At 65.0% G+C, this 21,400-nt stretch carries 22 protein-coding genes and 1 tRNA gene; 15 read left to right on the top strand and 8 right to left on the bottom strand.

Features of this window, described 5'->3' with window-relative positions; genetic code table 11:
- Nucleotides 1–4: 4 nt before the first annotated feature.
- The 3 genes from HNS03_RS03785 (at nt 5) to HNS03_RS03775 (ending at nt 2,793) form a co-directional block, all read left to right on the top strand.
- On the top strand, nt 5–946 hold the full coding sequence (locus HNS03_RS03785; RefSeq protein ID WP_367193278.1) for an alpha-E domain-containing protein: 942 nt from the start codon (nt 5–7) through the stop codon (nt 944–946).
- Nucleotides 947–956: 10 nt separating this feature from the next.
- On the top strand, nt 957–1,781 hold the full coding sequence (locus tag HNS03_RS03780) for a transglutaminase N-terminal domain-containing protein (RefSeq protein ID WP_367193207.1): 825 nt from the start codon (nt 957–959) through the stop codon (nt 1,779–1,781).
- 244 nt (nt 1,782–2,025) lie between these two features.
- Nucleotides 2,026–2,793, top strand: a complete 768-nt coding sequence (locus HNS03_RS03775) for a peptidase (RefSeq protein ID WP_367193205.1) — start codon at nt 2,026–2,028, stop codon at nt 2,791–2,793.
- A 151-nt stretch (nt 2,794–2,944) separates the two neighbouring features.
- Here HNS03_RS03775 and HNS03_RS03770 read toward each other — a convergent pair whose 3' ends face one another.
- Nucleotides 2,945–3,193, bottom strand: a complete 249-nt coding sequence (locus tag HNS03_RS03770) for an NfeD family protein (protein WP_367193204.1) — start codon at nt 3,191–3,193, stop codon at nt 2,945–2,947.
- Nucleotides 3,194–3,312: 119 nt separating this feature from the next.
- Nucleotides 3,313–4,350 (bottom strand): ferrochelatase, encoded by a 1,038-nt coding sequence (hemH, locus tag HNS03_RS03765; RefSeq protein ID WP_367193202.1) that lies wholly within the window; start codon nt 4,348–4,350, stop codon nt 3,313–3,315.
- Between the two features lie 196 nt (nt 4,351–4,546).
- Here hemH and HNS03_RS03760 point away from each other — a divergent pair, with 196 nt between their 5' ends.
- Complete coding sequence (locus HNS03_RS03760; protein WP_367193201.1) at nt 4,547–6,073, top strand: bifunctional UDP-sugar hydrolase/5'-nucleotidase; 1,527 nt, start codon at nt 4,547–4,549, stop codon at nt 6,071–6,073.
- Nucleotides 6,074–6,092: 19 nt separating this feature from the next.
- Complete coding sequence (locus HNS03_RS03755) at nt 6,093–6,263, top strand: hypothetical protein (protein ID WP_367193200.1); 171 nt, start codon at nt 6,093–6,095, stop codon at nt 6,261–6,263.
- Between the two features lie 8 nt (nt 6,264–6,271).
- On the opposite strand, the gene HNS03_RS03750 is transcribed toward HNS03_RS03755, so the two are convergent.
- On the bottom strand, nt 6,272–6,751 hold the full coding sequence (locus tag HNS03_RS03750; protein WP_367193198.1) for an NUDIX domain-containing protein: 480 nt from the start codon (nt 6,749–6,751) through the stop codon (nt 6,272–6,274).
- Between the two features lie 158 nt (nt 6,752–6,909).
- Between HNS03_RS03750 and HNS03_RS03745 the strand changes: the two genes are divergently transcribed.
- Together HNS03_RS03745 and HNS03_RS03740 are read left to right on the top strand one after the other, a co-directional pair.
- Nucleotides 6,910–7,866 carry a metallophosphoesterase gene (locus HNS03_RS03745; protein WP_367193197.1) on the top strand — a complete coding sequence of 319 codons (957 nt, stop codon included), beginning with the start codon at nt 6,910–6,912 and terminating at the stop codon, nt 7,864–7,866.
- Entirely contained in the window at nt 7,863–8,357 is a 495-nt protein-coding gene (locus HNS03_RS03740) for a YbaK/EbsC family protein (protein ID WP_367193196.1), read from the top strand. Before HNS03_RS03745 ends, HNS03_RS03740 begins: the two co-directional genes overlap by 4 nt.
- A 25-nt stretch (nt 8,358–8,382) precedes the next feature.
- On the opposite strand, the gene HNS03_RS03735 is transcribed toward HNS03_RS03740, so the two are convergent.
- A complete protein-coding gene (locus HNS03_RS03735) occupies nt 8,383–8,658 on the bottom strand; it encodes a DUF1153 domain-containing protein (RefSeq protein WP_306885350.1) in 276 nt (91 codons plus the stop codon).
- Nucleotides 8,659–9,108: 450 nt separating this feature from the next.
- On the opposite strand from HNS03_RS03735, the gene mnmA reads away from it, so the two are divergent.
- From mnmA to HNS03_RS03715, 4 genes are all read left to right on the top strand, one after another.
- Nucleotides 9,109–10,290, top strand: coding sequence for a tRNA 2-thiouridine(34) synthase MnmA (gene mnmA, locus HNS03_RS03730; RefSeq protein ID WP_367193194.1), 1,182 nt, complete (start codon nt 9,109–9,111; stop codon nt 10,288–10,290).
- Between the two features lie 76 nt (nt 10,291–10,366).
- Nucleotides 10,367–11,059, top strand: a complete 693-nt coding sequence (locus HNS03_RS03725) for a class I SAM-dependent methyltransferase (protein ID WP_367193192.1) — start codon at nt 10,367–10,369, stop codon at nt 11,057–11,059.
- Between the two features lie 520 nt (nt 11,060–11,579).
- Nucleotides 11,580–11,656 (top strand) — tRNA-Met (locus HNS03_RS03720).
- A gap of 684 nt (nt 11,657–12,340) precedes the next feature.
- A complete protein-coding gene (locus tag HNS03_RS03715; protein WP_367193190.1) occupies nt 12,341–13,408 on the top strand; it encodes a helix-turn-helix transcriptional regulator in 1,068 nt (355 codons plus the stop codon).
- 122 nt (nt 13,409–13,530) lie between these two features.
- Here the strand turns inward: HNS03_RS03715 and HNS03_RS03710 are convergent, their stop codons facing one another.
- Nucleotides 13,531–14,832: an NtaA/DmoA family FMN-dependent monooxygenase gene (locus HNS03_RS03710; RefSeq protein ID WP_367193189.1), complete on the bottom strand. Its 1,302-nt coding sequence runs from the start codon at nt 14,830–14,832 to the stop codon at nt 13,531–13,533.
- Nucleotides 14,833–14,959: 127 nt separating this feature from the next.
- Between HNS03_RS03710 and HNS03_RS03705 the strand changes: the two genes are divergently transcribed.
- The 4 genes from HNS03_RS03705 to HNS03_RS03690 are packed head-to-tail and all read left to right on the top strand — an operon-like array spanning nt 14,960 to nt 18,789.
- The gene (locus HNS03_RS03705) at nt 14,960–15,748 is read left to right on the top strand and encodes an ABC transporter ATP-binding protein (RefSeq protein WP_367193187.1); all 789 of its coding nucleotides are present in this window, start codon (nt 14,960–14,962) and stop codon (nt 15,746–15,748) included.
- Nucleotides 15,745–16,758, top strand: a complete 1,014-nt coding sequence (locus HNS03_RS03700) for a FecCD family ABC transporter permease (protein WP_367193185.1) — start codon at nt 15,745–15,747, stop codon at nt 16,756–16,758. The genes HNS03_RS03705 and HNS03_RS03700 overlap by 4 nt, the downstream gene beginning before the upstream one ends.
- Nucleotides 16,758–17,816 carry a FecCD family ABC transporter permease gene (locus HNS03_RS03695; RefSeq protein WP_367193184.1) on the top strand — a complete coding sequence of 353 codons (1,059 nt, stop codon included), beginning with the start codon at nt 16,758–16,760 and terminating at the stop codon, nt 17,814–17,816. The genes HNS03_RS03700 and HNS03_RS03695 overlap by 1 nt, the downstream gene beginning before the upstream one ends.
- Before the next feature lie 16 nt (nt 17,817–17,832).
- Nucleotides 17,833–18,789 (top strand): ABC transporter substrate-binding protein, encoded by a 957-nt coding sequence (locus tag HNS03_RS03690; protein ID WP_367193182.1) that lies wholly within the window; start codon nt 17,833–17,835, stop codon nt 18,787–18,789.
- Between the two features lie 58 nt (nt 18,790–18,847).
- On the opposite strand, the gene HNS03_RS03685 is transcribed toward HNS03_RS03690, so the two are convergent.
- The 3 genes from HNS03_RS03685 to HNS03_RS03675 all read right to left on the bottom strand — a co-directional run bounded on the left by HNS03_RS03685 (nt 18,848) and on the right by HNS03_RS03675 (nt 21,386).
- A complete protein-coding gene (locus tag HNS03_RS03685) occupies nt 18,848–19,159 on the bottom strand; it encodes a DUF2218 domain-containing protein (protein ID WP_367193180.1) in 312 nt (103 codons plus the stop codon).
- Between the two features lie 116 nt (nt 19,160–19,275).
- The gene (locus HNS03_RS03680; RefSeq protein ID WP_367193179.1) at nt 19,276–20,397 is read right to left on the bottom strand and encodes an ABC transporter substrate-binding protein; all 1,122 of its coding nucleotides are present in this window, start codon (nt 20,395–20,397) and stop codon (nt 19,276–19,278) included.
- The gene (locus HNS03_RS03675; RefSeq protein WP_367193177.1) at nt 20,394–21,386 is read right to left on the bottom strand and encodes an alpha/beta hydrolase; all 993 of its coding nucleotides are present in this window, start codon (nt 21,384–21,386) and stop codon (nt 20,394–20,396) included. Before HNS03_RS03675 ends, HNS03_RS03680 begins: the two co-directional genes overlap by 4 nt.
- Between the last annotated feature and the right edge of the window lie 14 nt (nt 21,387–21,400).

Below are 21,400 nucleotides of genomic sequence, written 5' to 3'. Positions count from 1 at the left end.
CATGCTGCTCGCGCGTACCGCAGACAATTTGTTCTGGCTCGCCCGCTATGTGGAGCGCGCCGAAAACACCGCCCGCATCCTCGATGCCGCCACCCGCCTGTCCTCGCTACCCGCCGGCTATGGCGGCTCCTCCAACGAGTGGATGTCGGCGGTGGCCGCAACCGGCGGCCTCGCCCGCTATAAGGAGCTCTACGACGACGAGAGCCATCGCTCCGTCATCGATTTTCTAGCGTTCTCGCCCAACAATCCATCGAGCATCCGCACCTGTATCGAGATCGCTCGCTCCAATGCGCGTGCCGTGCGCACGGCGATCACGGCGGAGATGTGGGATTCCATCAACGGTGCCTGGCTGGAGCTCAAGCAGTTTCCTTCCGACGGCATGACGCGGCCGCGGCTGAACGAGCTTTTGACCTTCGTGAAGGAAGCCTCGCTGCGGTTCGACGGCAGCGCCTACCGGACGATGCTGCGCAACGACGCCTACTATTTCGCCCGGCTCGGCAGTTATCTGGAGCGCGCCGACGCCACGTCGCGCATACTGGACGTAAAATACCATGTGCTTCTGCCAGAGGGAGAACCGGTGGGCGGCAGCCTGGACTATTTCCAATGGTCCTCGATCCTGCGATCGGTGTCGGCTCTGACGGCCTATCACTGGGTTTATCGGCAGAATCTGCGGCCCTGGCTGGTCGCCGATCTCCTCATCCTGCGTCGGGAAATGCCGCGCTCGCTGACGAGCTGCTACGAAAATCTTACCCGATTCCTGGACGAGATCGCGCGCGACTACGGGCAGCAGGGCAAGAGCCAGCGACAGGCCCGCGCAACCTTCGCGCGATTGGAAAATACCGATATCAACGCGGTGTTCGCCGGCGGCATGCATGAGTTTCTGCTCTCCATCATCGCGGAGAACAATCGGCTCGGCGCGGCGATCGCCGATCAATATCTGACCTGACGAGGGTCTTTTGAGAATCAGCATCAACCACCAGACCCACTACCGTTACGAAGTCCCGGCGAGCCTGGTAATCCAGGTGCTTCGGCTGACCCCGCGCGGCCACGCCGGACAGTTCGTGTCGGACTGGCGGATCGAGCTGTCCTGCGACGCCCGGCTACAGAAGACCGAGGACGCGTTCGGCAACATCGTCCACACCTTCACCGCCGACGGGCCGATCGAGGAATTGTCGGTGGTGGCGGCGGGCGTTGTGGAAACAGAAGAAACCCATGGCGTGATCGACGGCGCCGTCGATCGCCTGCCCCTCGGCTTGTTCCTGCGCGAAAGCGATCTCACCGACCCGACAGCGGAGATGAAAGCGTTCGCGCGCGAGGCGTCGGGCGACGGCACGGTGCTAGACCAGCTCCATGCCCTCAACGGGGCGATCCACCAGCAGCTCCGTTTCGACACCGAGGCGACCGACGTTGCGACCCCGGCTGCCACCGCCTTCGCCGAAGGCCACGGCGTCTGCCAGGATCTCGCCCACGTCTTCCTTGCCACCGCCCGCAGCCTCGGCCACCCCTGCCGATATGTCGGCGGCTATCTCTACCGCTCCGACGGCGAGACCGAGCAAGCTGCCGGTCACGCCTGGGTGGAGGCCCATGTGCCGGACCTGGGATGGGTCGGGTTCGACCCCGCCCATGGAATCGCAGCCACCGAAGCCCATGTGCGGGTCGCGACCGGACTCGACTATCTGGGCGCCGCGCCGGTGCGCGGAACCCGCTATGGCGGCGTCGCGGAGACGCTGGACGTCGCCGTTCGCGTGGAGGCGCTCAGAGGTAGCGGTGGAATCCTGTGAACTCTCCGGCCGACGCGCTGTCGTCTCTTGATCGCCACGCCCACCCGATGCACCAGAATAGACCCGAACGGTCGAACCGATCGCGCCTCGACAGACAAGCTGGCCATGTGCCGCGCTTTCGCGTCGGGCGCGGCCGACGCGATCCGGCCGGCGGCGCGGTCCGCTCCGTCCGACCAACAATGACAGATCCCTTCTTCGCGCCCGCGCGCCAAGCCGCGGGCCGATGCGGACGGAGGCTCCGGCGATGACCTACTGTTGCGGAATCCTGGTTCGCAACGGTCTCGTGATGATCGGCGACACGCGCACCAATGCCGGTCTCGACAACATTGCCACCTACCGCAAGCTCCACGTGTTCGAGCAGCCCGGCGAGCGGATCGTCGCGATCGCCGCAGCCGGCAACCTCGCCGTCACCCAGGCGGTGCTCAGCTTTCTGTCGGAGGGCGTGGAGGACGAGGAAACCGGCGAGATCCAGACGATCATGGACATGCCGTCGATGTTCAAGACGGCTCAGTTCGTCGGCGAGGCGGTGCGCAAAGTGCGCCAGATCGACGGCCCTTCGCTGGAGCTGAGTGCATCGGGCTTCGACGTCTCGATGCTGCTCGGCGGCCAGATCAAAGGCGGGCGTCTGCGGCTGTTCATGGTCTACCGCGCCGGCAATTTCATCGAAGCGACCGAGGACACTCCCTATCTCCAGATCGGCGAACATAAATACGGCAAGCCGATCCTCGACCGCGCCGTGACCTTCGACACCGAACTGCTCGACGCGCTCAAGCTCGGCTTGATTTCCATGGATTCCACCATGCGCTCCAACCTGGGCGTCGGGCTTCCGATCGACATTCTGACGGTTAAGCGCGATACCCTCCGGGCCGATCGCAACATGCGCATCGAGGCCGAGGAGCCCTATTTCCACAATCTCCGGGAACAGTGGTCGACAGCGCTGCGCCAGGCCCATCTGGCGATCGCGCGGCCGCCCTATCCGCCGGCAGTGGAAGCTGCGGACGCGGAGGGGTAGAGCGTTTCCAGGCCGGGTGGAAACCGATTGGCCGTCCGGAAACGCGTCGAAACAATAACTTAAATCCGCGCCATGATTCCGGGAAAAACGGAACGGGCCGAGCGCCCTTCCAATGGAGGAATCACCGGATCGGAAATGGCTTTCCGTCGGGTCACGCCTTTCGGCCGCGCCTCACGAACACGTCCAAAAGCACCGCCAAACACGACAGCGTCAGGAACAGCACGATCTGGATCTGCCAGCTCACGGCTGTGACGAATAGAGCCACCACGCCGACAACGACGGCAGCGAGAGCGAACCAGAGAAAAAAGATCCCCGGCAGCAGGACCTCCACGGCGATCAGACACAGGCCGAGGATCAGCCAGGACCAGGGACCGATCGTGTCATAGAGCGATGCGATCATGGCGCGGCGGCCTGCGTCCCGTTTTGTCTGCCGTTTGGGCCAATTCTAAATTCATTCACTACGCACCGGCGCGGCCGCTGGCAACATTGCCGCCGCTCCGATTGGCTTTCGCGACAGCGTCAGATCCAGCCCTGCAGCTCGCGCGCGACCACCGTCTTCAGCACATTCATCCCTTCCGGGGTGTCGTTCAGACAAGGAATAGCGGTGAATTGTTCGCCGCCGGCCTCCCTGAAGAACTCGCCGTTCTGAATGGCGATCTCCTCCAACGTCTCCAGACAGTCGGCCACGAATCCCGGCGTCATGATCGCCAGCCGCTTCACCCCGTCGCGCGCCAGCGCCTTCACCGTCTCGTCCGTGTAGGGCTGCAGCCAGACCTCCTTGCCGAAGCGAGACTGAAAGGTCACGCGCAGCTTGTCCTCCGGCCAGCCCAGCCGCGCGCGCAGGAGCCGCGTCGTCTTGTGACACTGGCAATGATAGGGATCGCCTTTCTTAAGGTAGGATTCCGGCAGGCCGTGATAGGAGGTCAACACCACCTCCGGCTCGAAATCGAGGGTGGCGAGGTGGTTGGTCAGCGAGGTGGCGAGCGCCTCGATATAGGCCGGGTCGTCGTGCCAAGGTGCTGCGGTCCGCAGCGCCGGCTGCCAGCGCATGCGCATCAAGGCCTCAAACGCCTTGTCGTTCACGGTCGCCGTGGTCGAGGCGGAATATTGCGGATAGAGCGGCACCACGAGGATCTTCTCGCACCCCGCCGCCTGCAGCGCCTCGATCCGCTCGCCAATGGCGGGCTTGCCGTAGCGCATCGCCCAGTCGACCTCGATCTGCGGCATCTCGCGATAGACGGCCGCGATCTGATCCGCCTGGCTGCGCGTGATCGTCTTCAGCGGGCTTTCGTTGCGCTCGGTGTTCCAGATCGTCTCGTATGCGTGGCCGGATTTCTGCGGCCGAGTCGACAGCACGATCAGATTCAGGATCGGCCACCAGATCAACCGAGGCACCTCGATCACGCGCCGGTCCGACAGGAACTCCTTCAAATAGCGCCGCATCGACCAGTAATCCGTCGCCTCCGGCGTACCCAGGTTCACCAGGAGGACGCCGATCCGGCCGAATCGGACCGGCGGATGGTCGGCAGGCAAAGAAGTCGCGGCGGAATCGGTCATGGCGGGTCGAAACACTCGCTGAAATCTGAGACGCACAAGGATCAAGAGCGGTTCTAATGCAATCCGCTTCCCCGTCCACCCGCTGCCGCACCCTGTCGCAGGCAAGTCGCTCTCGCTTTCGCCTCGCCTCCAAGACGCGATGATGGCAATGTCGTGGCGAACCCGATCGGATCGACCGGAGGACGAGGCAACCGAGATGCGCACAGCACTTCCTCGGACACTCTTTAAAGCCCTTGGGGCATTGAGCGTCTGGATTGCCACCTCGCTTGTCGTCGCGCCGGCAGGCGCCGAGCCCGCCGGAAAGCTTACCGTGCTCGTGATCAACGACGCCGATCAGATGACCACCGCCAGCGGGCGTGGCGGGCTGGACCGGATTGCCGGCGCCATCGCGGCCGAACGCGCGGCTCATGACCGGGTTCTGGTGGTGCATGCCGGGGACACGATCTCCCCCTCGCTGATGTCGAGCATCGATCAGGGCGCGCACATCGTCGACCTTCTGAACACGATCGGTTTCGACATCTTCGTGCCCGGCAACCACGAATTCGACTTCGGCAAGGAGGTGTTTCTGGAACGCATGCGGGCGCTGGACGCAACCAAGCTCGCCGCCAACCTGCGTGGCGCGGACGGCAAGCTCGTCGCCGGCTTCCAGGACCGCGTCATCCTCGATTTCGATGGCATCAAGCTCGGCATTCTGGGGGTGATCGGGGACCGGGCTGCCGTCGTCTCCTCCCCCGGCGACCTGCAGTTTCAGCCCACGCTCCAGACCGCTTTCGAGCAGGCGAAACTGTTGCGCAACGAAGGCGCGGAGTTGGTGGTCGCCGTGGTCCACGACAATGTCTCCCGCGACATGCTGCTTGCCCGCTCCGGTGCGTTCGATCTCGTGCTGTCGGGTGACGACCATGTCCTGACCGTGGTCTATGACGGGCGGACCGTGCTGATGGAATCCCGCGAACAAGGCGATCTGATCGCGGTCGTCGATCTCAGCCTCGACGTGCGGCAACGCGACGACGGGCGGGTCGTGAACTGGAGTCCGTCCTTCCGCGTTATCGACACCTCGACCGTGTCCCCAAGCCCGGAGATCGCCGCGAAAGTCGCGTCCTATTCGTCCCGGTTGACGGAGGCCCTCGACGAACCGATCGCAACGCTTGAGACCGACCTTGACACCCGCCGCACGATCGTGCGCAAGCAGGAGGCCGCGTTCGGAAATCTGGTGGCCGATGCGATGCGGACAGCAAGCGGCGCCGACGTCGCGATCATGAACGGCGGCGGCATTCGCGGAAACACCGTGCATCGGGCTGGAACGACGTTGACGCGGCGCGATATCCTCACCGAGTTGCCGTTCGGCAATCAGACCGTGCTCTTAGAGATCACCGGAACCGATATCGTGCGCGCGCTGGAGAACGGATTTTCTCTCGTGGAAACGGGGGCTGGGCGCTACCCACAGATTTCCGGCATGATCGTCACGGCAGATACGACGCTTCCTCCGGGCTCGCGCGTGGTTTCGGTGGAAATCGACGGCAAGCCGCTCGATCCGGGCCAACGCTACCGGCTCGCCACGAACGATTTCATGGCGCGCGGTGGCGATGGCTACACCGCGTTGCGCAATGCCCAACCGATTATCGATGCGAAGGACGGCGCCCTGCTGACCAGCAACGTGGTCGACTATATCGCCACGCTCTCGCCCTTCGCGCCGGCCACAGACGGCCGCATCCGCCAGAAATGAAACAGCGAGCGTCCAAGCCGTGATTGCGATCGGTTGCCTCCTGCCGTTGATTCTCGCCGTGGTCGGCGGTCTCCTGGCCCACTGGTTCGGAGGCATGTCGGCCCTGCCATGGGGCTTTTTCGGCGGCCTGGCCATCGGAAGCTGCATCCTCGGCGTCGTCGCATGGGTGACGGCGAAAATGAAATCGTAAGCGCGACGCTACCAGGTTTCGCTCACCGCCTCGCCATCCAGGACCTCCGCAAGCCGCCGGCGCGTTGCCAGCGTGGTGGTCTCCGGCAGCCGGTCGAGCGGATGGAAGCCGGCTTCGAGAATCTCCGCATTGGGAACTTGAGGCGGGCCGACGGGGCGCACGTCGCGGGCCACGTAAAGAAGCACATGGTCGCGCCGGTCGAGCCCGACATTGAAATAGACGCCGAACAGCTCGGCCGGACCGGACAGGCGAAGATTGCCTTCTTCGTAAAGCTCGCGAGCAAGCGCGTCATGGCTGCTTTCGCCGGGATCGACACCCCCGCCAGGCAGATGGAAGCCCGGCAAATAGCTGTGCCTCACCAGAAACACCTCGCCCGCCGGCGACAGCGCAAGGCCCTTCACGCCCAGCGAGACGCCACGGCGGAAACGATGGCGAAGCCGGAGTACGCTCTTGCCGAGCGCGGCGTGGAGCTGTTGGCGCCTCGTCATCGACGTCCCTCACACCTCTTCAGAAAGTCCATTTGCGCGTGATACCGACGCGCTCACCCTCGAAACTCGCAGCGACGAGCGCTATCATTATGCGTCCCGCGGCGTCATCGGCGAAGTGACCAAGCTGCCCCCTGCCCCCTCATCCTACTGAATTTAAGATGTACACCCTCGCCCACCTTTCCGATCCTCACCTCGGCCCTCTGCCGCAACCCAAGCTGCGCGAGCTCGCATCCAAGCGGGTGATCGGCTACGTCAATTGGCGCCGCAACCGGGTGAGCCTGCATCTGGAAGAGCCCCTGGCACGGCTCGTGGACGATATGCTGTCCACCACGCCCGACCACATCGCCGTCACCGGAGATCTGGTCAATCTGGCGCTCAAAGCCGAGATCGAGACCGCGCGCCAATGGCTTGGCGCACTGGGTCCGGCGCGCGACGTCTCCGTGATCCCCGGCAATCACGACGCCTATGTCCCCGGTGCGCTCGGTCACGCCTGGCGGAGTTGGGCCGATCACATGACCGACGACGCCAAGCCGCTTTCGGCCGCCGGCGAGCGCTTTCCGTTCATCCGCCGGCGCGGCCCGATCGCGGTCGTCGGCACGTCGAGCGCGGTCGCGACCGGTCCGTTCATGGCGACCGGCTCGTTCGGGCCCGGCCAGGCGCAGCGGCTGACAGACTGTCTGCGCGGCCTCGGCAAGGAAGGGCTGTTTCGCGTGGTGATGGTCCACCATCCGCCGCTTTCCGGCGCGACCGGCTGGTACAAGCGCCTGGTCGGTGGCTCCCGCTTCCGCGCCGCGGTGCGCGAAGCAGGCGCCGAACTCGTTCTGCATGGCCACACCCATCGCCGTTCCATCGGCTGGATCGGTCATGTCCCGGTTATCGGCGTTCCTGCGGCATCGAACGCGGGCCATGCCCATGGCGCCGGCTACAATTTGTTCCGAATCGGGGGCGAGCCGAACGCTTGGCAGGTCGAGATGATCGAGCGGGGCCTCTCCGGCCCCTCCGCACCCGTGATCGAGATGGACCGTCGGCACCTCTATCGCGACGGGCGAATCGTGAACGAAGCGACCCGTGACGCGGCCGGCCAGGCAGCGCCAGACCTGAGAGAGGCCCGATGAGTACCGACCTGCCCCAAGCCGCAAATCGCGTCGCGGAGGCCGCCCAGGCCGCCGGGCTCGACATCGCGGTCATGGTCATGCCCGCTTCCACCCGCACCGCGGAAGAAGCCGCAGCGGCGTGCGGAACCGGCGTGGGACAGATCGTGAAATCGCTGGTGTTTCGCGGCAAGGAGAGCGGCCGCCCGGTCCTGCTGCTCGTATCCGGCGTGAACCGGGTCGACGAGAAGCGGGTGGGCCGGCGGATCGGAGAGGCGCTGTCGCGCCCCGACGCCGATTTCGTCCGCTCCGAAACCGGCTACGCCATCGGCGGGATTCCACCGATCGGACACCCCAAGGATAAGGGGATCGCCGTCTACATGGATCGCGACCTTCTCGCCCACGAAGTGGTCTGGGCCGCTGCGGGAACGCCGAATGCGGTGTTCTCCGTCGATCCGGCGGCGCTCGAAAAGGCAACGGGCGCCACCGTCCTGTCCGTGACGCGGGAGGAATGACGCCGGAAACCGGCGCCCTTTCACCTCACACGCGATAGTCCTGGACTTTGGTCGCTCGAAGGCCCGCAAGGCCGTGACGATCGATCAACGAGTTCCAGGACAGGAACTCCTCCACCGTCAAGGTGTAGCGTTCACAAGCTTCTTCCAGCGACAGAAGTCCGCCGCGCACGGCGGCAACCACTTCGGCCTTGCGCCGGATAACCCAGCGCTTGGTATCGGGCGGCGGAAGGTCTGCCAAAGTCAGCGGCGTTCCGTCCGGCCCGATAACATATCGATAACGCGGCGACACGTGTTCGGTCATTCGACTCTCATACTCGCAACACACCTGACCCAACTGAGTGTCGATATGCCCGATAGGGCTTTAAAAATACGCTAAGCTCGGGCTAAGAAATAAGTAACGATAATCAATACTTACCGGCAGGGTCGGAGATCGGGGTGAAAGCCGGCGCTTCAGGCGGTCACCACCGGACGGCCCAAGGGGAGTTGTCGAGCGGGATCGGATCGCCTACGTCACAGGATCAATTGACGTGCCGACCGAGACAGATCGGCACAGGCAAGTAAGACTCCATGGCCGCGCCACATTCATTGCCGAACAAGGCGTTCTGGCGCAGGATTGAAACTGTTTCGGCCGTGGACAGTTCACGTGTCACGAGGGCTGTTCAGGAGCAGCGGGAGCCGGTCACTCCCCACCTCCTGAGCCGAATGGATGAGATCGATCACGCCTGATGGCCAGAAGCGACGGGCTCGCGCAATGACGAACAGCTTGGATCTACCGGGACGCCCAGAGGACACCCGCATCGTGGTCGCGATGTCGGGCGGCGTCGATTCGTCGGTGGTCGCCGGCCTGCTCGCCCGCGAGGGCTACGATGTCGTCGGCGTGACCTTGCAGCTCTACGACCACGGCGCCGCCACCCATCGCAAGGGCGCGTGTTGCGCCGGCCAGGACATTCACGACGCGCGCCGGGTCGCGGAGACCCTGGGCATCCCGCATTATGTGCTGAACTACGAGGATCGTTTCCGCGAAAGCGTAATCGAGCAGTTCGCCGAGTCCTATCTGCATGGCGAGACGCCGGTGCCTTGCGTCGCCTGCAACCAGACCGTCAAGTTCTCCGATCTTCTCGACACCGCGCGCACGCTGGGCGCCGATGCACTGGCGACCGGTCACTATGTCTCCAGCCACACCGCCGGCAACCATCGTGCGATGTTCCGCCCGGCCGACGCCGAGCGCGACCAGAGCTATTTTCTATATGCGACCACCCAGGAGCAGCTCGATTTTCTACGCTTTCCGCTGGGCGGGATGACCAAGGCGGAGACGCGCCTTTTGGCCGGCGAGCTGGGCCTGCCGGTGGCCGACAAATCCGACAGCCAGGACATCTGCTTCGTGCCGACCGGGCGCTATGCCGACGTGATCGAGCGGCTGCGTCCCGGCGCCGTCGAGCCCGGCGAGATCGTACACATCGACGGGCGAGTGCTCGGCCGCCATGACGGCATCATCCACTACACCGTCGGCCAGCGCCGCGGCCTTGGCCTCGCCGTCGGCGAGCCTCTTTACGTGGTCGCGCTGGACGCCGACCGCCACCGCGTCATGGTGGGGCCGCGCGAGGCGCTAGAGACACGCCGGGTGACCTTGCGCGACCTGAACTGGCTCGGCGACGTGCCCCTGGCGGAGATCGACCAGGACGGTCGGGAGCTGTTCGCCCGGGTGCGCTCCACGCGCCCGCCCGTGCCGGCGCTGCTGACCCGTGAAGGCGACCGTTATGTCGTCGAGCTTCTGTCGCCGGAAACCGGCGTCGCCCCCGGCCAGGCCTGCGTGTTCTACGATGCGCCGGACGGACCGGCGCGGGTGCTCGGCGGCGGCGTGATCGATCGCACCCCTGCTCGCGACGCCCTCATCGCAGGCAATCCGCGACCGGGTTACGCGCTGACGCCCTAGCGCGCTGTGCCGCAGCCCACGCGCTCCGCTTTTCGCTGTTTCTTCCCACCTACTCCTTTTCCCAAAGAGGCTTTTGATGACCGACCCCCATCGCCAGCGTGCGCAGGCTAGAGCGGGCGCTCCCGTCGCCGCCGGTGCCGGCGGCGGAGACGTCTCGATCGATGGAGACATGGTGCGCAGCGCCTATGCGCGTTGGGCACCCGTTTACACCCTGCTTGCCGCTCCGACGGCGCTCGGGCGCAAGGCTGCGGTCGCCAAGGTCAACTCCATCGGCGGCCACTTTCTCGAAGCCGGCGTGGGCACCGGCCTCGCGCTGCCGGACTACACCTCCAATGTGACGGTCACCGGCGTCGACCTCTCCCACGACATGCTGAAACGCGCGAACGAGAAAATTGCCAAGGAGCGCTTGCGCAACGTGACCGGCGTCCACGAGATGGACCTGTCGCAGCTCGCATTCGCCGACGGCGCCTTCGACGGCGCAGTGTGCATGTTTACCATCACCGCCGTGCCCGATGCCGCCCAGGTGATGGACGAGCTCGCTCGCGTGGTGCGTCCGGGTGGCCATGTGGTGATCTGCAGCCACTTCCGCGCGGAAAAGTTTCCCTGGACGATCTCCGACCGGGTTCTGCGGCCGTTTGCCACCCGCCTGGGCTGGAACCCGTCCATGAAGATCGACGGCGTGCTCGGCTGCCAGACGCTGGAGCTGATCTCCCGGGAAGACGCCAAGCCCAGCGGATTGTTCGACCTCCTCACCTTCCGCAAGCGGTAGTAAGCATTTCCAGGCGAAGTGGGAACCGGTTCGCCGTCCGGAAATGCGCGCAAAAACGGGGCTTGTCGCCGGGTTCGGAAACAACGGACCTGCCCTGGCCACGCCGGGCGAAAAAGGGAGAGCCGGTTTTTCGCGTCGGCCGGCGCGCCACCGAAAGCCCGCGCGTTCCCAGGCGAAGGAGCCCCCGGGTCGCCAACTGGAGCCACGTGACAGAAAGCGGGAGATGGTCGGCAGCGTTCCGATAGCTGGACCGCCCTGGCTGCGCCGGACGCATTCGTTCCCCTTCTCCGTCCCGAGCCGAGATTTTGGGCCCATGGGAGCCCCGATCGCCCCACCCTCGCCCGCCTTGCACGGCCGTCCACAGACGGCGCCACCTGCGCCTTGACAACCGGGGGCACGATCGCCTTATTAGCGCCTCGCACGATCCGCTCCGTTCGGAGTTGAATCGGTGCCCCACCCGCCAGATGCGGGCCGCACGGCCCCGAAACCGGCGGATGCGGTGGCCAGCAGCCGCGCCTGGGGCGGAGTAGCTCAGTTGGTTAGAGCAGCGGAATCATAATCCGCGTGTCGGGGGTTCAAGTCCCTCCTCCGCTACCAAATTTCTCGTTATATTGCAGTTAGTTAGGCAAATTTCTCTGCTCGCGACTTTCTGCGAAGTCGAGCCCGGGTTCCATTTGGGTGTCGGCAGGCACGCAGCGATAACGCGCAACTTCGGTTGGCACTGAGGGCAATTAGGGGGATTTACCGGGATTACGCGGGATCTCGCGAAAACGAGCTGAAAATCAGAGGGATAAGCGGGGTCGGTGGCGCACTCTCATTCGCCGACCAATTGGACAGGAGTGCCAACCAAACTTGCACGCCCCGCCTAGAGCGGCCTGCACGATCAATATATCCTAAAAGCCCCGCTTCATCGGCCTCCCCGATATAGGTCGCTCGATAATGTGCCGCCCGCGGAAGCATGGCACGTCTTCTCTTTGGCAGATCGGGTTCACCGCTTCCACGGCTTGCGGCTGATATCCACCAGCCGGCGGATTTCCGCGCCCAGCTCCTCGTCTGACACGGATTCGGGAAGCTCGGTGGGCTCGACGCCTAGGAGACCACTGAAACCGCCCCGCCCCTCATACTTCATTGGCCTCAGGCTGGCTTGCTGCCGGTTTTTCGGATGCGCAGTTGGGGGCAGGACCCATAAATCCGGAGGTCACGGACTTGGAATGAAAGCTGTGTTGGTGAGAGAAGGTCGGATAACAGCAGGAAGGTGATCCGATGCATGGGTGATGCCTTATGGACCGAACCGACATCGACTTCCGCGACCGCGGGCATGCTGACGATGACGTCGCCCCACCGACGAGCGAGCGAGCGTTCGGCCGCAATTCGGTGCTCTCCGGTCGCGAGTTGAGCCAAGCCGCCAGCCACGGCAGCCCGGACTACGCCATTCTGAGTCCGAATGTCGGCCCAAACGACGATGCACTGGCCGGACGCTATCTCCTGTCGGACCTTCGGCCGGGGCTGACCTTGCACGCCACCGACACGGTCGAACTTCACGACCTAACCACGCAAGTCACCCAAGAGCCGGGGCTGACCTGCCATCTGATTCTGGAAGGCGAGGTCGATTTTCAGCTCGACGGCCACCTTTTCAGCCTGACCGGAACCGGCGGCCCCCGCCCTGCCCCCCAAGGCCAGCTCATCTTCCAGCCCGAGCCTGCCGACTTTGTTCGCCGCTCCAGACGGGACACGCACATCCGCAAGGTCTGCGTGACGGCCACGGTCGACTGGCTGGAGACATCTGACGCGGAGCTTTCCGCGCTGCTGGACCGCGTCGCCGACACCGGTCTTGCCCACGCGATATGGACGCCCTCCGCCCACGCCGTCGCGCTGGCCGAGCAGATCCTAAATCCACCCGGCCTCGACGGTTTTCTGGGCCGGCTCTACCTGGAATGCCGCGCGACCTCCCTTCTTCTGGAAGCCCTGAAGAGCCTGACGGAGGCCGGTCACGAGACGCCCGCCGCGCTGCGTCCGCGCGATCGCCGTCGGGTCCAGTCCGCCTGCGACTATCTGGAAGCGCACCTTTCCGATCCGATATCGTTGCCGGCGCTCGCGCGGCAAGTCGGAGCAAGCGTTTCCACGCTGCAGCGACTGTTCCAGTCGGTCTACGGAATGTCGGTCTTCGGCTATCTGCGCGAACGCCGGCTCCTGAAGGCCCGCTTCGCGCTGGAAATCGGCGAGGCAAATGTTGCCCAGGCAGCCACTTTGGCCGGGTACACGAGCCCCGCCAACTTCGCCACCGCCTTCAAGCGGCGCTTTGGAACGACGCCTTCGGAAATGCGCGGAGCGCCGGTCGAGACGGGCTGAGGATAGAGCCTTTTCCGATCAAGATGGAATCATCTGATCGGCGAGAAATGGATTCAGATTCAATAACTTGAGCAATTCCTTTTCGTTCAGATCGCACCGGTCAGAACGGGAATTGTTCTGGATCATCTTTCCCGCAAATGAGACGACAGGGTCGCGCCGCTGTACTCTCGACGGAAGAGACCAGCCTGCGCCAGTCGAGGAACGAGTTCGTCGAGGAACAGATCCAGCGACCGCGGTGATCCGCCCGGCAGCGCGATGAAGCCGTCGGCAGCTCCGGCCTCTGCCCAGGCGCGGATCTCTCGATACGCATCGTCGACCGTCCCGACCACCAGCCAGTGGGCGGAACCGATCACTTCGGGCCGTTCGAGCAGGTCGCGGACCGTCGGCGCTGTCCTGGCGATGTAGCGACGCAGCAGATCGGCATGGGTGCGGCTGCGCACGTCAGCACGCAGCGCCGGTAGGCTCTCGATCGTCACGCGTTGGTCGGGCGAGGCCTCGGCTAGGTCCACGCCGATCAACGCCTCGATGGCCTTGAACCGTCTCGCCGGGTCCTGTCGGGCATGGGTGGCCGCAAACAGGGCTTCCGCCTCCGCCTTGGTGTCCGCAAGGTAGAGGCTCAATCCGGGCAGAACCAGTGGCGCTTCCTCGCCGCGGCCATGCGCGACCGCGCGTTCCCGGAGGTCCTGCCGCAATTCGGCACCGGCCTCGGGATCCGGTGCAGCGGCGAAGACCGCGTCGGCGATCCCCGCCGCGAAGTCGCGCCCCGTCGGGGAGGCGCCCGCCTGAAAGAGCGGGATTTCGGCGCCCGCCGACGGGACGTTGAGCGGCCCGGCCACGGAGAAGTGCGCACCCTTGTGGTTCACCGGCCGCACCCGCGACACGTCGGCGAATCGTCCCGCCTCACGATCGATGGACAACGCTTCGTTCGGATAGCTCTGCCACAGCTTGCGAACCAGATCGACGAACTCGTCGGCACGCGCGTAGCGCTCCTCGGCCGGCGGCATGGCTTCGACCCCGAAATTCTGCTGTCCGTCGAGCGAGGTGACGACGTTCCATCCGACCCGCCCGCCGCTGATCCAGTTAAGGGATTGAAGCTGTCGGGCGACGACGAAGGGCGGATTGAATGTGGTCGAAGCCGTGGACACGAGGCCGATGAACTCTGTCTCCCTGGCGACGGCGGCCAGCAGGACCGTCGGATCGAGGCTGGAAAAGCCGGGCGAGACGGCCACGGTCTCGGGCGCCAGAAACAGCGTGTCGGGACGGAACAGAAAGTCGAGCTTCGCCTTTTCCGCCCGTTTCGCCAGGTCGACATAAAACTCGCTGGAAAAGATGCCCTCTACACCGCTCTCGGGCCGACGCCATGCATCGTTGGTCAGCCAGGTGACGGCGATCGACAATCCGATGTGAAGCGTCCCGTTTGTCACCGCCTTAATCTCCCCTTTTCCCCGACATCGGCCTCCGCCGGCGCACCTTAGGCCCGCACGTGATTGTCGACTGTTTTGGTCTGGATTATGGTCGCTGCCAACCGCAATTATCCCAGCCGTCCCCTTCATGCTCGCCGCCACCGACCTCACCGTCTCCTACGGGAAGACGCCCGTTCTGAGCGGACTGTCCGCGGCGTTCGTCCCCGGCCGGCTGACGGCGCTCGTCGGGCCGAACGGTTGCGGTAAATCGACCCTCCTGAAGACGCTGCTGGGGCTGATGCGGGCGGATACCGGGTCGGTGACCCTGGACGGAACGCCCATCGACCGAATCGGCCGCCGGGCGCTGGCCAGACGAATTGCCTATCTCCCCCAGGAGACCCACTGCCCCGACTACATGACCGTCGGCGAACTCGTGGAGCTGGGAGGTCACTCCCGCTATGCCCTCATGGGCGGCCCCGATGCCCGCGACCGGAACCTGTTCCGCTCGGCGCTGGAAACGGTCGGCTTGACGGACCAGGCGCACCGTCGTGTCAGCAGGCTATCCGGTGGGCAGCGCCAGCGCGCCTGGATCGCCATGGTGCTGACCCAAGATTCCGACATCCTCTTGATGGACGAGCCGGTCAATCATCTCGACATGCCCTACCAGTACACCGTGCTCGACCTCGTCCGCTCGCTCACGCGCGGACACGGCAAGACGGTCGTCTGCGTTCTGCACGACCTGAACCTCGCGGCTGCCTTTGCCGACGAAATGGTGATGCTGCGAGAAGGCCGGACGATTGCCGCAGGGCCCACGTCGGACACGATCACGCCGGAGACGGTGAGGGACGTGTTTTCCTTCGAGGCCGACATCTTCCGACGTCACGATCGGCTGGTCTGTCTACCGCATCGCGATGACGCGGGATCACCCGCACCATGAGGGGACGAGGTCTCGTCGTTCTCGTCGCGGCCGTGGCGCTTTCCGCCGCGTTTCTCGCCAACCTCTCGCTGGGAGCGAGTTCCATTCCGGCCGGCAAGATCGTTGCGGCCCTGACCCAGTTCGACGACACCGACTACGATCACGTCGTGGTCGCCTATCAGCGGCTGCCGCCGGCGCTGATCGCCATCTTCGTGGGCGCGGTCATGGCCTGCGGCGGTTGCGTGCTGCAGGGTCTGACCCGCAACCCGCTCGCCGCCCCTTCGGTGCTCGGCGTCACCGCCGGCGCCACGCTCTTCGTCGTTGCCGGCGCATCCGTCTTCGGCATTGGGGAGGCATGGCAGGGCCTTGCGGCGATCGGCGGCGGCCTGTTCGGCTTTGCCAGCACCCTCGTCGTGGCACGCATGGCAGGGCTTTCCCGGGATCCCCGTGGCCTGGCATTGATCCTGTCCGGTGCCGTGGTCTCCATGCTCTACGCCAGCATCGCGACCGCACTGCTTCTGGCAAGCCCTTCCCGACGCAGCGATTTTCTCGGCTGGGTGACCGGCAACATCAACCACGTCTACGCCGAACGGCTGTTCGACTTCTGGTGGATCGGGGCGGCCGGCTTGATCTTGTTGATGCTTCTGTCGAGGTCGCTCACGCTGATCGCGCTCGGCCCGGAAAAGGCTGCATCGTCCGGCGTCAACGTGAGACTCGTATCACCGCTGGCGCTGGCTGCCGTCGTCGTCTCGTCCAGCGCCGCCGTCGCCATCTGCGGACCCATCGGCTTCGTCGGGCTGGTGGTGCCCCACATCGTGCGGCCCTTCGCCGGCGACGCCATGACAGTCGCCCTGCCCGCCAACGCCCTTCTCGGCGCAAGCGTCGTGCTTGCGGCCGACATCGTCGCGCGCTCGGCCTTTGCCCCTTACGTCGTCCACACCGGCGTGATCATGGATCTGGTAGGCGGGCTGGTCTTCGCACTGATCGTAAAGCGGTTCTATCTCTCCAGCGGACCACGGAGATTTGCCTGATGCGCACGGCTCGCCGCCTCGACGGTCGACGGGTGCTGCGCTTCGCCTCGGGTCTTGACGTCCCGCTGGCCAATCTCGCCGCGGCGGGGTTTCTTCTGGTGCTGGTGCTGATGATCATGGCGTACGCCCTCGGCGTCGGGGCCACCGCGCTCGGCATCGGCGATGCGTTGCGCGCAGTGGTCGGAGCGGGAATAGGCGACGGCCAGGCGTTCGCCCTCTGGCAAGTGCGGCTGCCGCACATCCTTCTCGGCTTCATGGCTGGCTGGTGCGTGGCCCTCAGCGGCGCGATGCTGCAATCCTTGTCCCAGAACCCGCTGGCCGATCCAGGCCTTCTCGGCCTCAGCCAGGGCGCCATGGTCGCGCTCATGGTGCTCTTGGTCTTCTTTCCGGGCTTGCCGCACGGGCTCGCCCCGTTCGTGGCCCTCGCGGGCGGCCTCGGCGTGGCTGCCCTGATCCTCTTCCTGGTGGGGTGGGACCAGGCGGACGGTCTTGCCATCCTGTTAATGGGCATTGCGCTGGAGACGACCCTATCGGCCGTCGCCTCGCTGCTCCTGCTCTACACGCCGCCGGAAACCTCCTATGCCCTGTCGAACTGGCTGGCCGGCTCCCTGTTCGGGGCAAGCTGGTCGGTGATCGCGGGCTTTGCGCCCTGGTTCGCCCTCAGCCTGCCCGTGATCCTTCTCGTCGGCCGCTCCCTGAAGAGCTTCGACCTCGGGGACGAAACAGCGCTGGCGCTGGGAGAGAATGTTCGCCGTTCCCGCCCGGCCATCCTCGTCGCCGCCGTCCTCCTGACTTCGGCGTCCGTGACAGCGGTCGGTCCATTGATCTTTCTCGGTGTCATCGCCCCGCACATCGCGGATGCGATCTCCCGCTCGACGGGCCGCACGCGTCTCGTTCTATCGGCGCTCGTCGGCGGGCTGCTTGTCGTCGCCGGAGATACCCTTACTCGCGCGAACACCAGCGACGTAGCCCTGCCGACCGGCCTCGCCATCACCATCATCGGCGTTCCCCTCTTCATCGCCACGCTGCGCCTGCGCGCGCTGCGCACGGTCCAGTAGCCAGACGAGTCCCCCAATGCGTTCCCTGATCCTGATCCTCTCGCTTTTTTTCGCCGGTGCCGCGATGGCCCAGACCCGACCCGTCACCGACGACGCCGGACGCGAGGTGACGATCCCGGAAGACCCGAAACGCATCGTGACCCTGCACGAGCCCCTTCTGACACTGCCACTTCTGGAACTCGGAATGCCGGTCGTCGGCAGCTACGGGCGTGGCGACAACGGAGAGAGCCTGCTTGCCCTCGACTTCATCGAAAACGTGCTGGGCGCAGATGGCGAGGCGCTCGGGATCAGCGGTATCGGCGCGCCCGGCAACATTGATCTGGAGCGCATCCGTGCGCTGGAGCCCGACTTGATCGTCGGCACCGAGCACGACGCACAAAAAGCCGACCAGCTCTCCGCCATTGCGCCGGTTTACCTGCAGAACAGCCGCTCTGGCGTGGTCAGCGGCTTTGAGGCGGAAGCCGCACTCGCCGAACGCTTCGCCCGCACGGACACCTTCGACGCCAAGAAGGCGGCCTATCTCGATCGCGTCGCCGAGGTGCGCGACAGCCTGCCGGGCAACCCCGGCGAGGAGACCTATCTGGCGATCATCATCTACGACCAGATCAACGTCATCAGCGCCATGTCCGGGGCGATCCAGGCGATCGAGGATCTCGGCTATTCCAAAGCCGAGTGGCAGGGCGCCGGCAAGGCGTCGGGCTACGGCAGCGGCTTCGCCGTTCCGCTCAGCTCGGAAGCGTTCGGCCGGCTCGATCCCGACGTGCTGGTGATCATGAACAGCTATTCCAGCGACGAACGCGACGAGGCCGCGATCCGCGCACGTCTCGACCGCATCGTGCCCGGCTGGGACCGGTTCCTGAAACCGGCCCGGGAAGATCGCATCATCTTCCTCGATTCCGGCGCGACCGCCACGCCGACGATCGCAAGCGCAGAGCACACCCTCGACGCCTTCGAAGCCTGGGCCCGCGACTAGCAGCTATCCACGCGAAGAGGAAACCGGTTCGCCACGACCGCCATGATCCGGCAGATCCCTATCGGGCCGCTGCCGCCCGCGGGGTCGACAGAGGCGTCCACGCCACGACCGCCTTTTCGCGCCAGGCAAACCGCTCCAGATGAACGGCAATCACCGACTGCATCCGCTCGCTGGCCTCCGCATCAGGTGCCTCGCACCGCATCACCAGCTCATCCTCCCGCGCCTCGAGCCAACAAACGCCGAAGGGAAAGGTCACTTGGCCGCGAGCGGCATCGAACTCGACGTCCACCTTGTGCCGGAAATGCTTGCAGAGCTGCTGCAGGTATTTGCTCGCGGCAGCGGTCGCGATACGTCCCTCCGACAAAACCATCGGCAGTGCCTCCCCTCCGGTGACCGGGCTGATTGTTGGATTGTGTCAGGCGAAGTGAAATCCGGCTCGTCGCGCGAGTAAGGGTAAAAAGAACGGATCCAGCCGCGCGTGGCGGACTATTGGGAAACCCAATAGGTGCCGTCGAGAGGCACCGGTTGATAACGCTCGTAGAGCGTCGAGAGCGTCGCTTCCGGATCGAGATCGGCGAAAAGGTCCGGGTGGAACCAGGTCGCCATTTCCTGGATCGCCGCAACGTGGAAGGGCGTATTGTAGAAGTGGTGCCAGATGGCGTGCGCCCGGCCCCCTTCCACGGCCCGCAGGTCGGCGATGCCCACCCGACCGAGCGAATGATCCAGCGACCTCAGGGCCTGCTCCACGGAAATGCCCGCGCCGAGCGCAATGCGGTTGGAGTCCGAATTGAACGTCCGCGAGGTTCCGATCCCGGTGCCGACATAGATGTCCGGCTGGTTTGTGAGCAGATATTCCAGGCTGACCGTCCCGAAAAGCCCGGGGAGTATCTCGGCACCCATGTTGGCACCGCCCGCCACGGCGACCATTTCTCCGATCATGCCATCTCCCATGGTCTCGCAACAGGCCTCGGCGAGCCCGACCCGGCTGTCCACGAAGACCAAGGGCCGGTCGGCCTGCGCATTCGCCAGCGGCTCCGTCACGCGACGCAGCTCGGTCTCATAGAAGTCGAGAAACTCCCGCGCCCGCTCTTCCCGGCCGAGCACGGTTCCGAGGAGCTCGATGCTGGGGCCGGTGTTTTCCAGTGGCTTCTGCCGGAAGTCCACGAACACGACGGTGACGCCCGCCGCTTCGAGCGCCGCGATGGTCTCCGCCGCGCGGGCTGACGGTCCATGCCCCTCGACCCCGAAGATGGCAACGTCGGCACCGAGCGAAATCGCCTTTTCCAGGCTGAAACTGTCTTCCGTCGTCAGACCGAGCCGGGGCACGTCGGCCAGGGCCGGAAAACGTTCCTCGTAGAGAGCGTAACCGTCCGGATCGAGGCGTTCATATTCGCCCATCATGCCGGCAATGCGGTCGACCGGGTTCTCGGTCTCAAGGATGGCGAGAACCGGCAGAAAGCGGCCTTCGCCCAGGACAACCTTGTCGATGTCGTCGGGCAGTTCCACCGTTCGACCGGCAAGATCGGTGACCACAGGTCCGGCAAGCGCGGCGAGAGGCGCGAGGACGAAAGAAAACACGGCAACGGCCGCGGCGCGCAAGCAGGTCATCTGGTGGTCTCCACGGGTAGGGCGAAGCTGAGGCCGCGGCTGATCGAGGCGGGCAGAACCGATGTGTGGTCTTCGTCGGGGAACTCGACAAACTCGACGTCCAGTCCATCCGCGTCCTGCAGCCGGATAGCCATTTCCCGGGCATTGTCGACCATACGGTTGTTTGCCTTCCACTTTCGTCGGGTTGCCGCCTGCGGGTGATCGTCCTCGACGCTCGTCAGTCGCTGCTCCAGCCCTCCGACAGAGAGGAACAGCGAGACATCGCCGCGCTCCGCTGCAGGGCGGTTCAAAAAGGCGTCGGCGGTTTTCACCACCATGCGATCGTTGAACCAGATCGACGGGCTCAACGAAACATAGGTGTCGAAGGCCCCCGGATCGGTGAAGAGAACGTGGAGGGCGAACAGCCCGCCGAACGAGTGGCCCAATAGCACTTCGCGCGACGGATCGACCGGTACGAGGCCGGCGACCAAAGGCTTCACATCGGTTTCGATAAAGGTGAGGAACGCATCGGCGCCGCCAAGCGGTGGCCAGGGTTTTCCGTTCGGACGCGGCGGCATGGAGACCATTTCCACCGGCGGCGTGAGATCGTAGGCGCGGCGCTCGATGTCGTAGGGGGCATCGCCCGGATAGCCGATGGCCACGACGACGGCTGGCGCAAGCCCGCTCGTGCGCGGGACGCGTGAACGGATGTCGATGGCGTCCCGAACCGTCCCGAACAGCGCGTTTCCGTCGGTGACGTAGACCACCGGATAACCCTGCGGCGGCGGCGGGGTCGAGGGCGTCCAGATCATCAGCCGATAGTCGCGGCCATTCGTCGTCGCGGTGATATCGCGCATCTGCGAACCGGGAATGCGGACCTCGGCCGATATTTCGTCGGCGTGGAGATATTGATTGGCAGAAGCGAGACCGCCGGTGGCAAGGCCGAAAAAAAGCAGAAGGACGGTCCGACGGACCGCCCCTCCGCGCTTCACTCGCGGCGCAGCACTCATCCTACGGGTTCCCA

The organism is Amorphus sp. 3PC139-8, from assembly GCF_040750475.1.
In the GTDB taxonomy this organism is placed as follows: domain Bacteria; phylum Pseudomonadota; class Alphaproteobacteria; order Rhizobiales; family Amorphaceae; genus Amorphus.
This window is presented reverse-complemented; position numbering and strand designations above follow the sequence as displayed.

Bases quoted from the DNA above. Each gene is read 5' to 3' on its own strand.
- HNS03_RS03770 (WP_367193204.1), bottom strand. From the start codon at position 3,193: ATGATCGCATCGCTCTATGACACGATCGGTCCCTGGTCCTGGCTGATC.
- mnmA (WP_367193194.1), top strand. From the start codon at position 9,109: ATGACGAACAGCTTGGATCTACCGGGACGCCCAGAGGACACCCGCATC.
- HNS03_RS03675 (WP_367193177.1), bottom strand. From the start codon at position 21,386: ATGAGTGCTGCGCCGCGAGTGAAGCGCGGAGGGGCGGTCCGTCGGACC.
- HNS03_RS03700 (WP_367193185.1), top strand. From the start codon at position 15,745: ATGAGGGGACGAGGTCTCGTCGTTCTCGTCGCGGCCGTGGCGCTTTCC.
- HNS03_RS03745 (WP_367193197.1), top strand. From the start codon at position 6,910: ATGTACACCCTCGCCCACCTTTCCGATCCTCACCTCGGCCCTCTGCCG.
- HNS03_RS03725 (WP_367193192.1), top strand. From the start codon at position 10,367: ATGACCGACCCCCATCGCCAGCGTGCGCAGGCTAGAGCGGGCGCTCCC.
- HNS03_RS03685 (WP_367193180.1), bottom strand. From the start codon at position 19,159: ATGGTTTTGTCGGAGGGACGTATCGCGACCGCTGCCGCGAGCAAATAC.
- HNS03_RS03695 (WP_367193184.1), top strand. From the start codon at position 16,758: ATGCGCACGGCTCGCCGCCTCGACGGTCGACGGGTGCTGCGCTTCGCC.
- HNS03_RS03680 (WP_367193179.1), bottom strand. From the start codon at position 20,397: ATGACCTGCTTGCGCGCCGCGGCCGTTGCCGTGTTTTCTTTCGTCCTC.
- HNS03_RS03735 (WP_306885350.1), bottom strand. From the start codon at position 8,658: ATGACCGAACACGTGTCGCCGCGTTATCGATATGTTATCGGGCCGGAC.
- HNS03_RS03740 (WP_367193196.1), top strand. From the start codon at position 7,863: ATGAGTACCGACCTGCCCCAAGCCGCAAATCGCGTCGCGGAGGCCGCC.
- hemH (WP_367193202.1), bottom strand. From the start codon at position 4,350: ATGACCGATTCCGCCGCGACTTCTTTGCCTGCCGACCATCCGCCGGTC.
- HNS03_RS03760 (WP_367193201.1), top strand. From the start codon at position 4,547: ATGCGCACAGCACTTCCTCGGACACTCTTTAAAGCCCTTGGGGCATTG.
- HNS03_RS03715 (WP_367193190.1), top strand. From the start codon at position 12,341: ATGGACCGAACCGACATCGACTTCCGCGACCGCGGGCATGCTGACGAT.
- HNS03_RS03775 (WP_367193205.1), top strand. From the start codon at position 2,026: ATGACCTACTGTTGCGGAATCCTGGTTCGCAACGGTCTCGTGATGATC.
- HNS03_RS03705 (WP_367193187.1), top strand. From the start codon at position 14,960: ATGCTCGCCGCCACCGACCTCACCGTCTCCTACGGGAAGACGCCCGTT.
- HNS03_RS03750 (WP_367193198.1), bottom strand. From the start codon at position 6,751: ATGACGAGGCGCCAACAGCTCCACGCCGCGCTCGGCAAGAGCGTACTC.
- HNS03_RS03690 (WP_367193182.1), top strand. From the start codon at position 17,833: ATGCGTTCCCTGATCCTGATCCTCTCGCTTTTTTTCGCCGGTGCCGCG.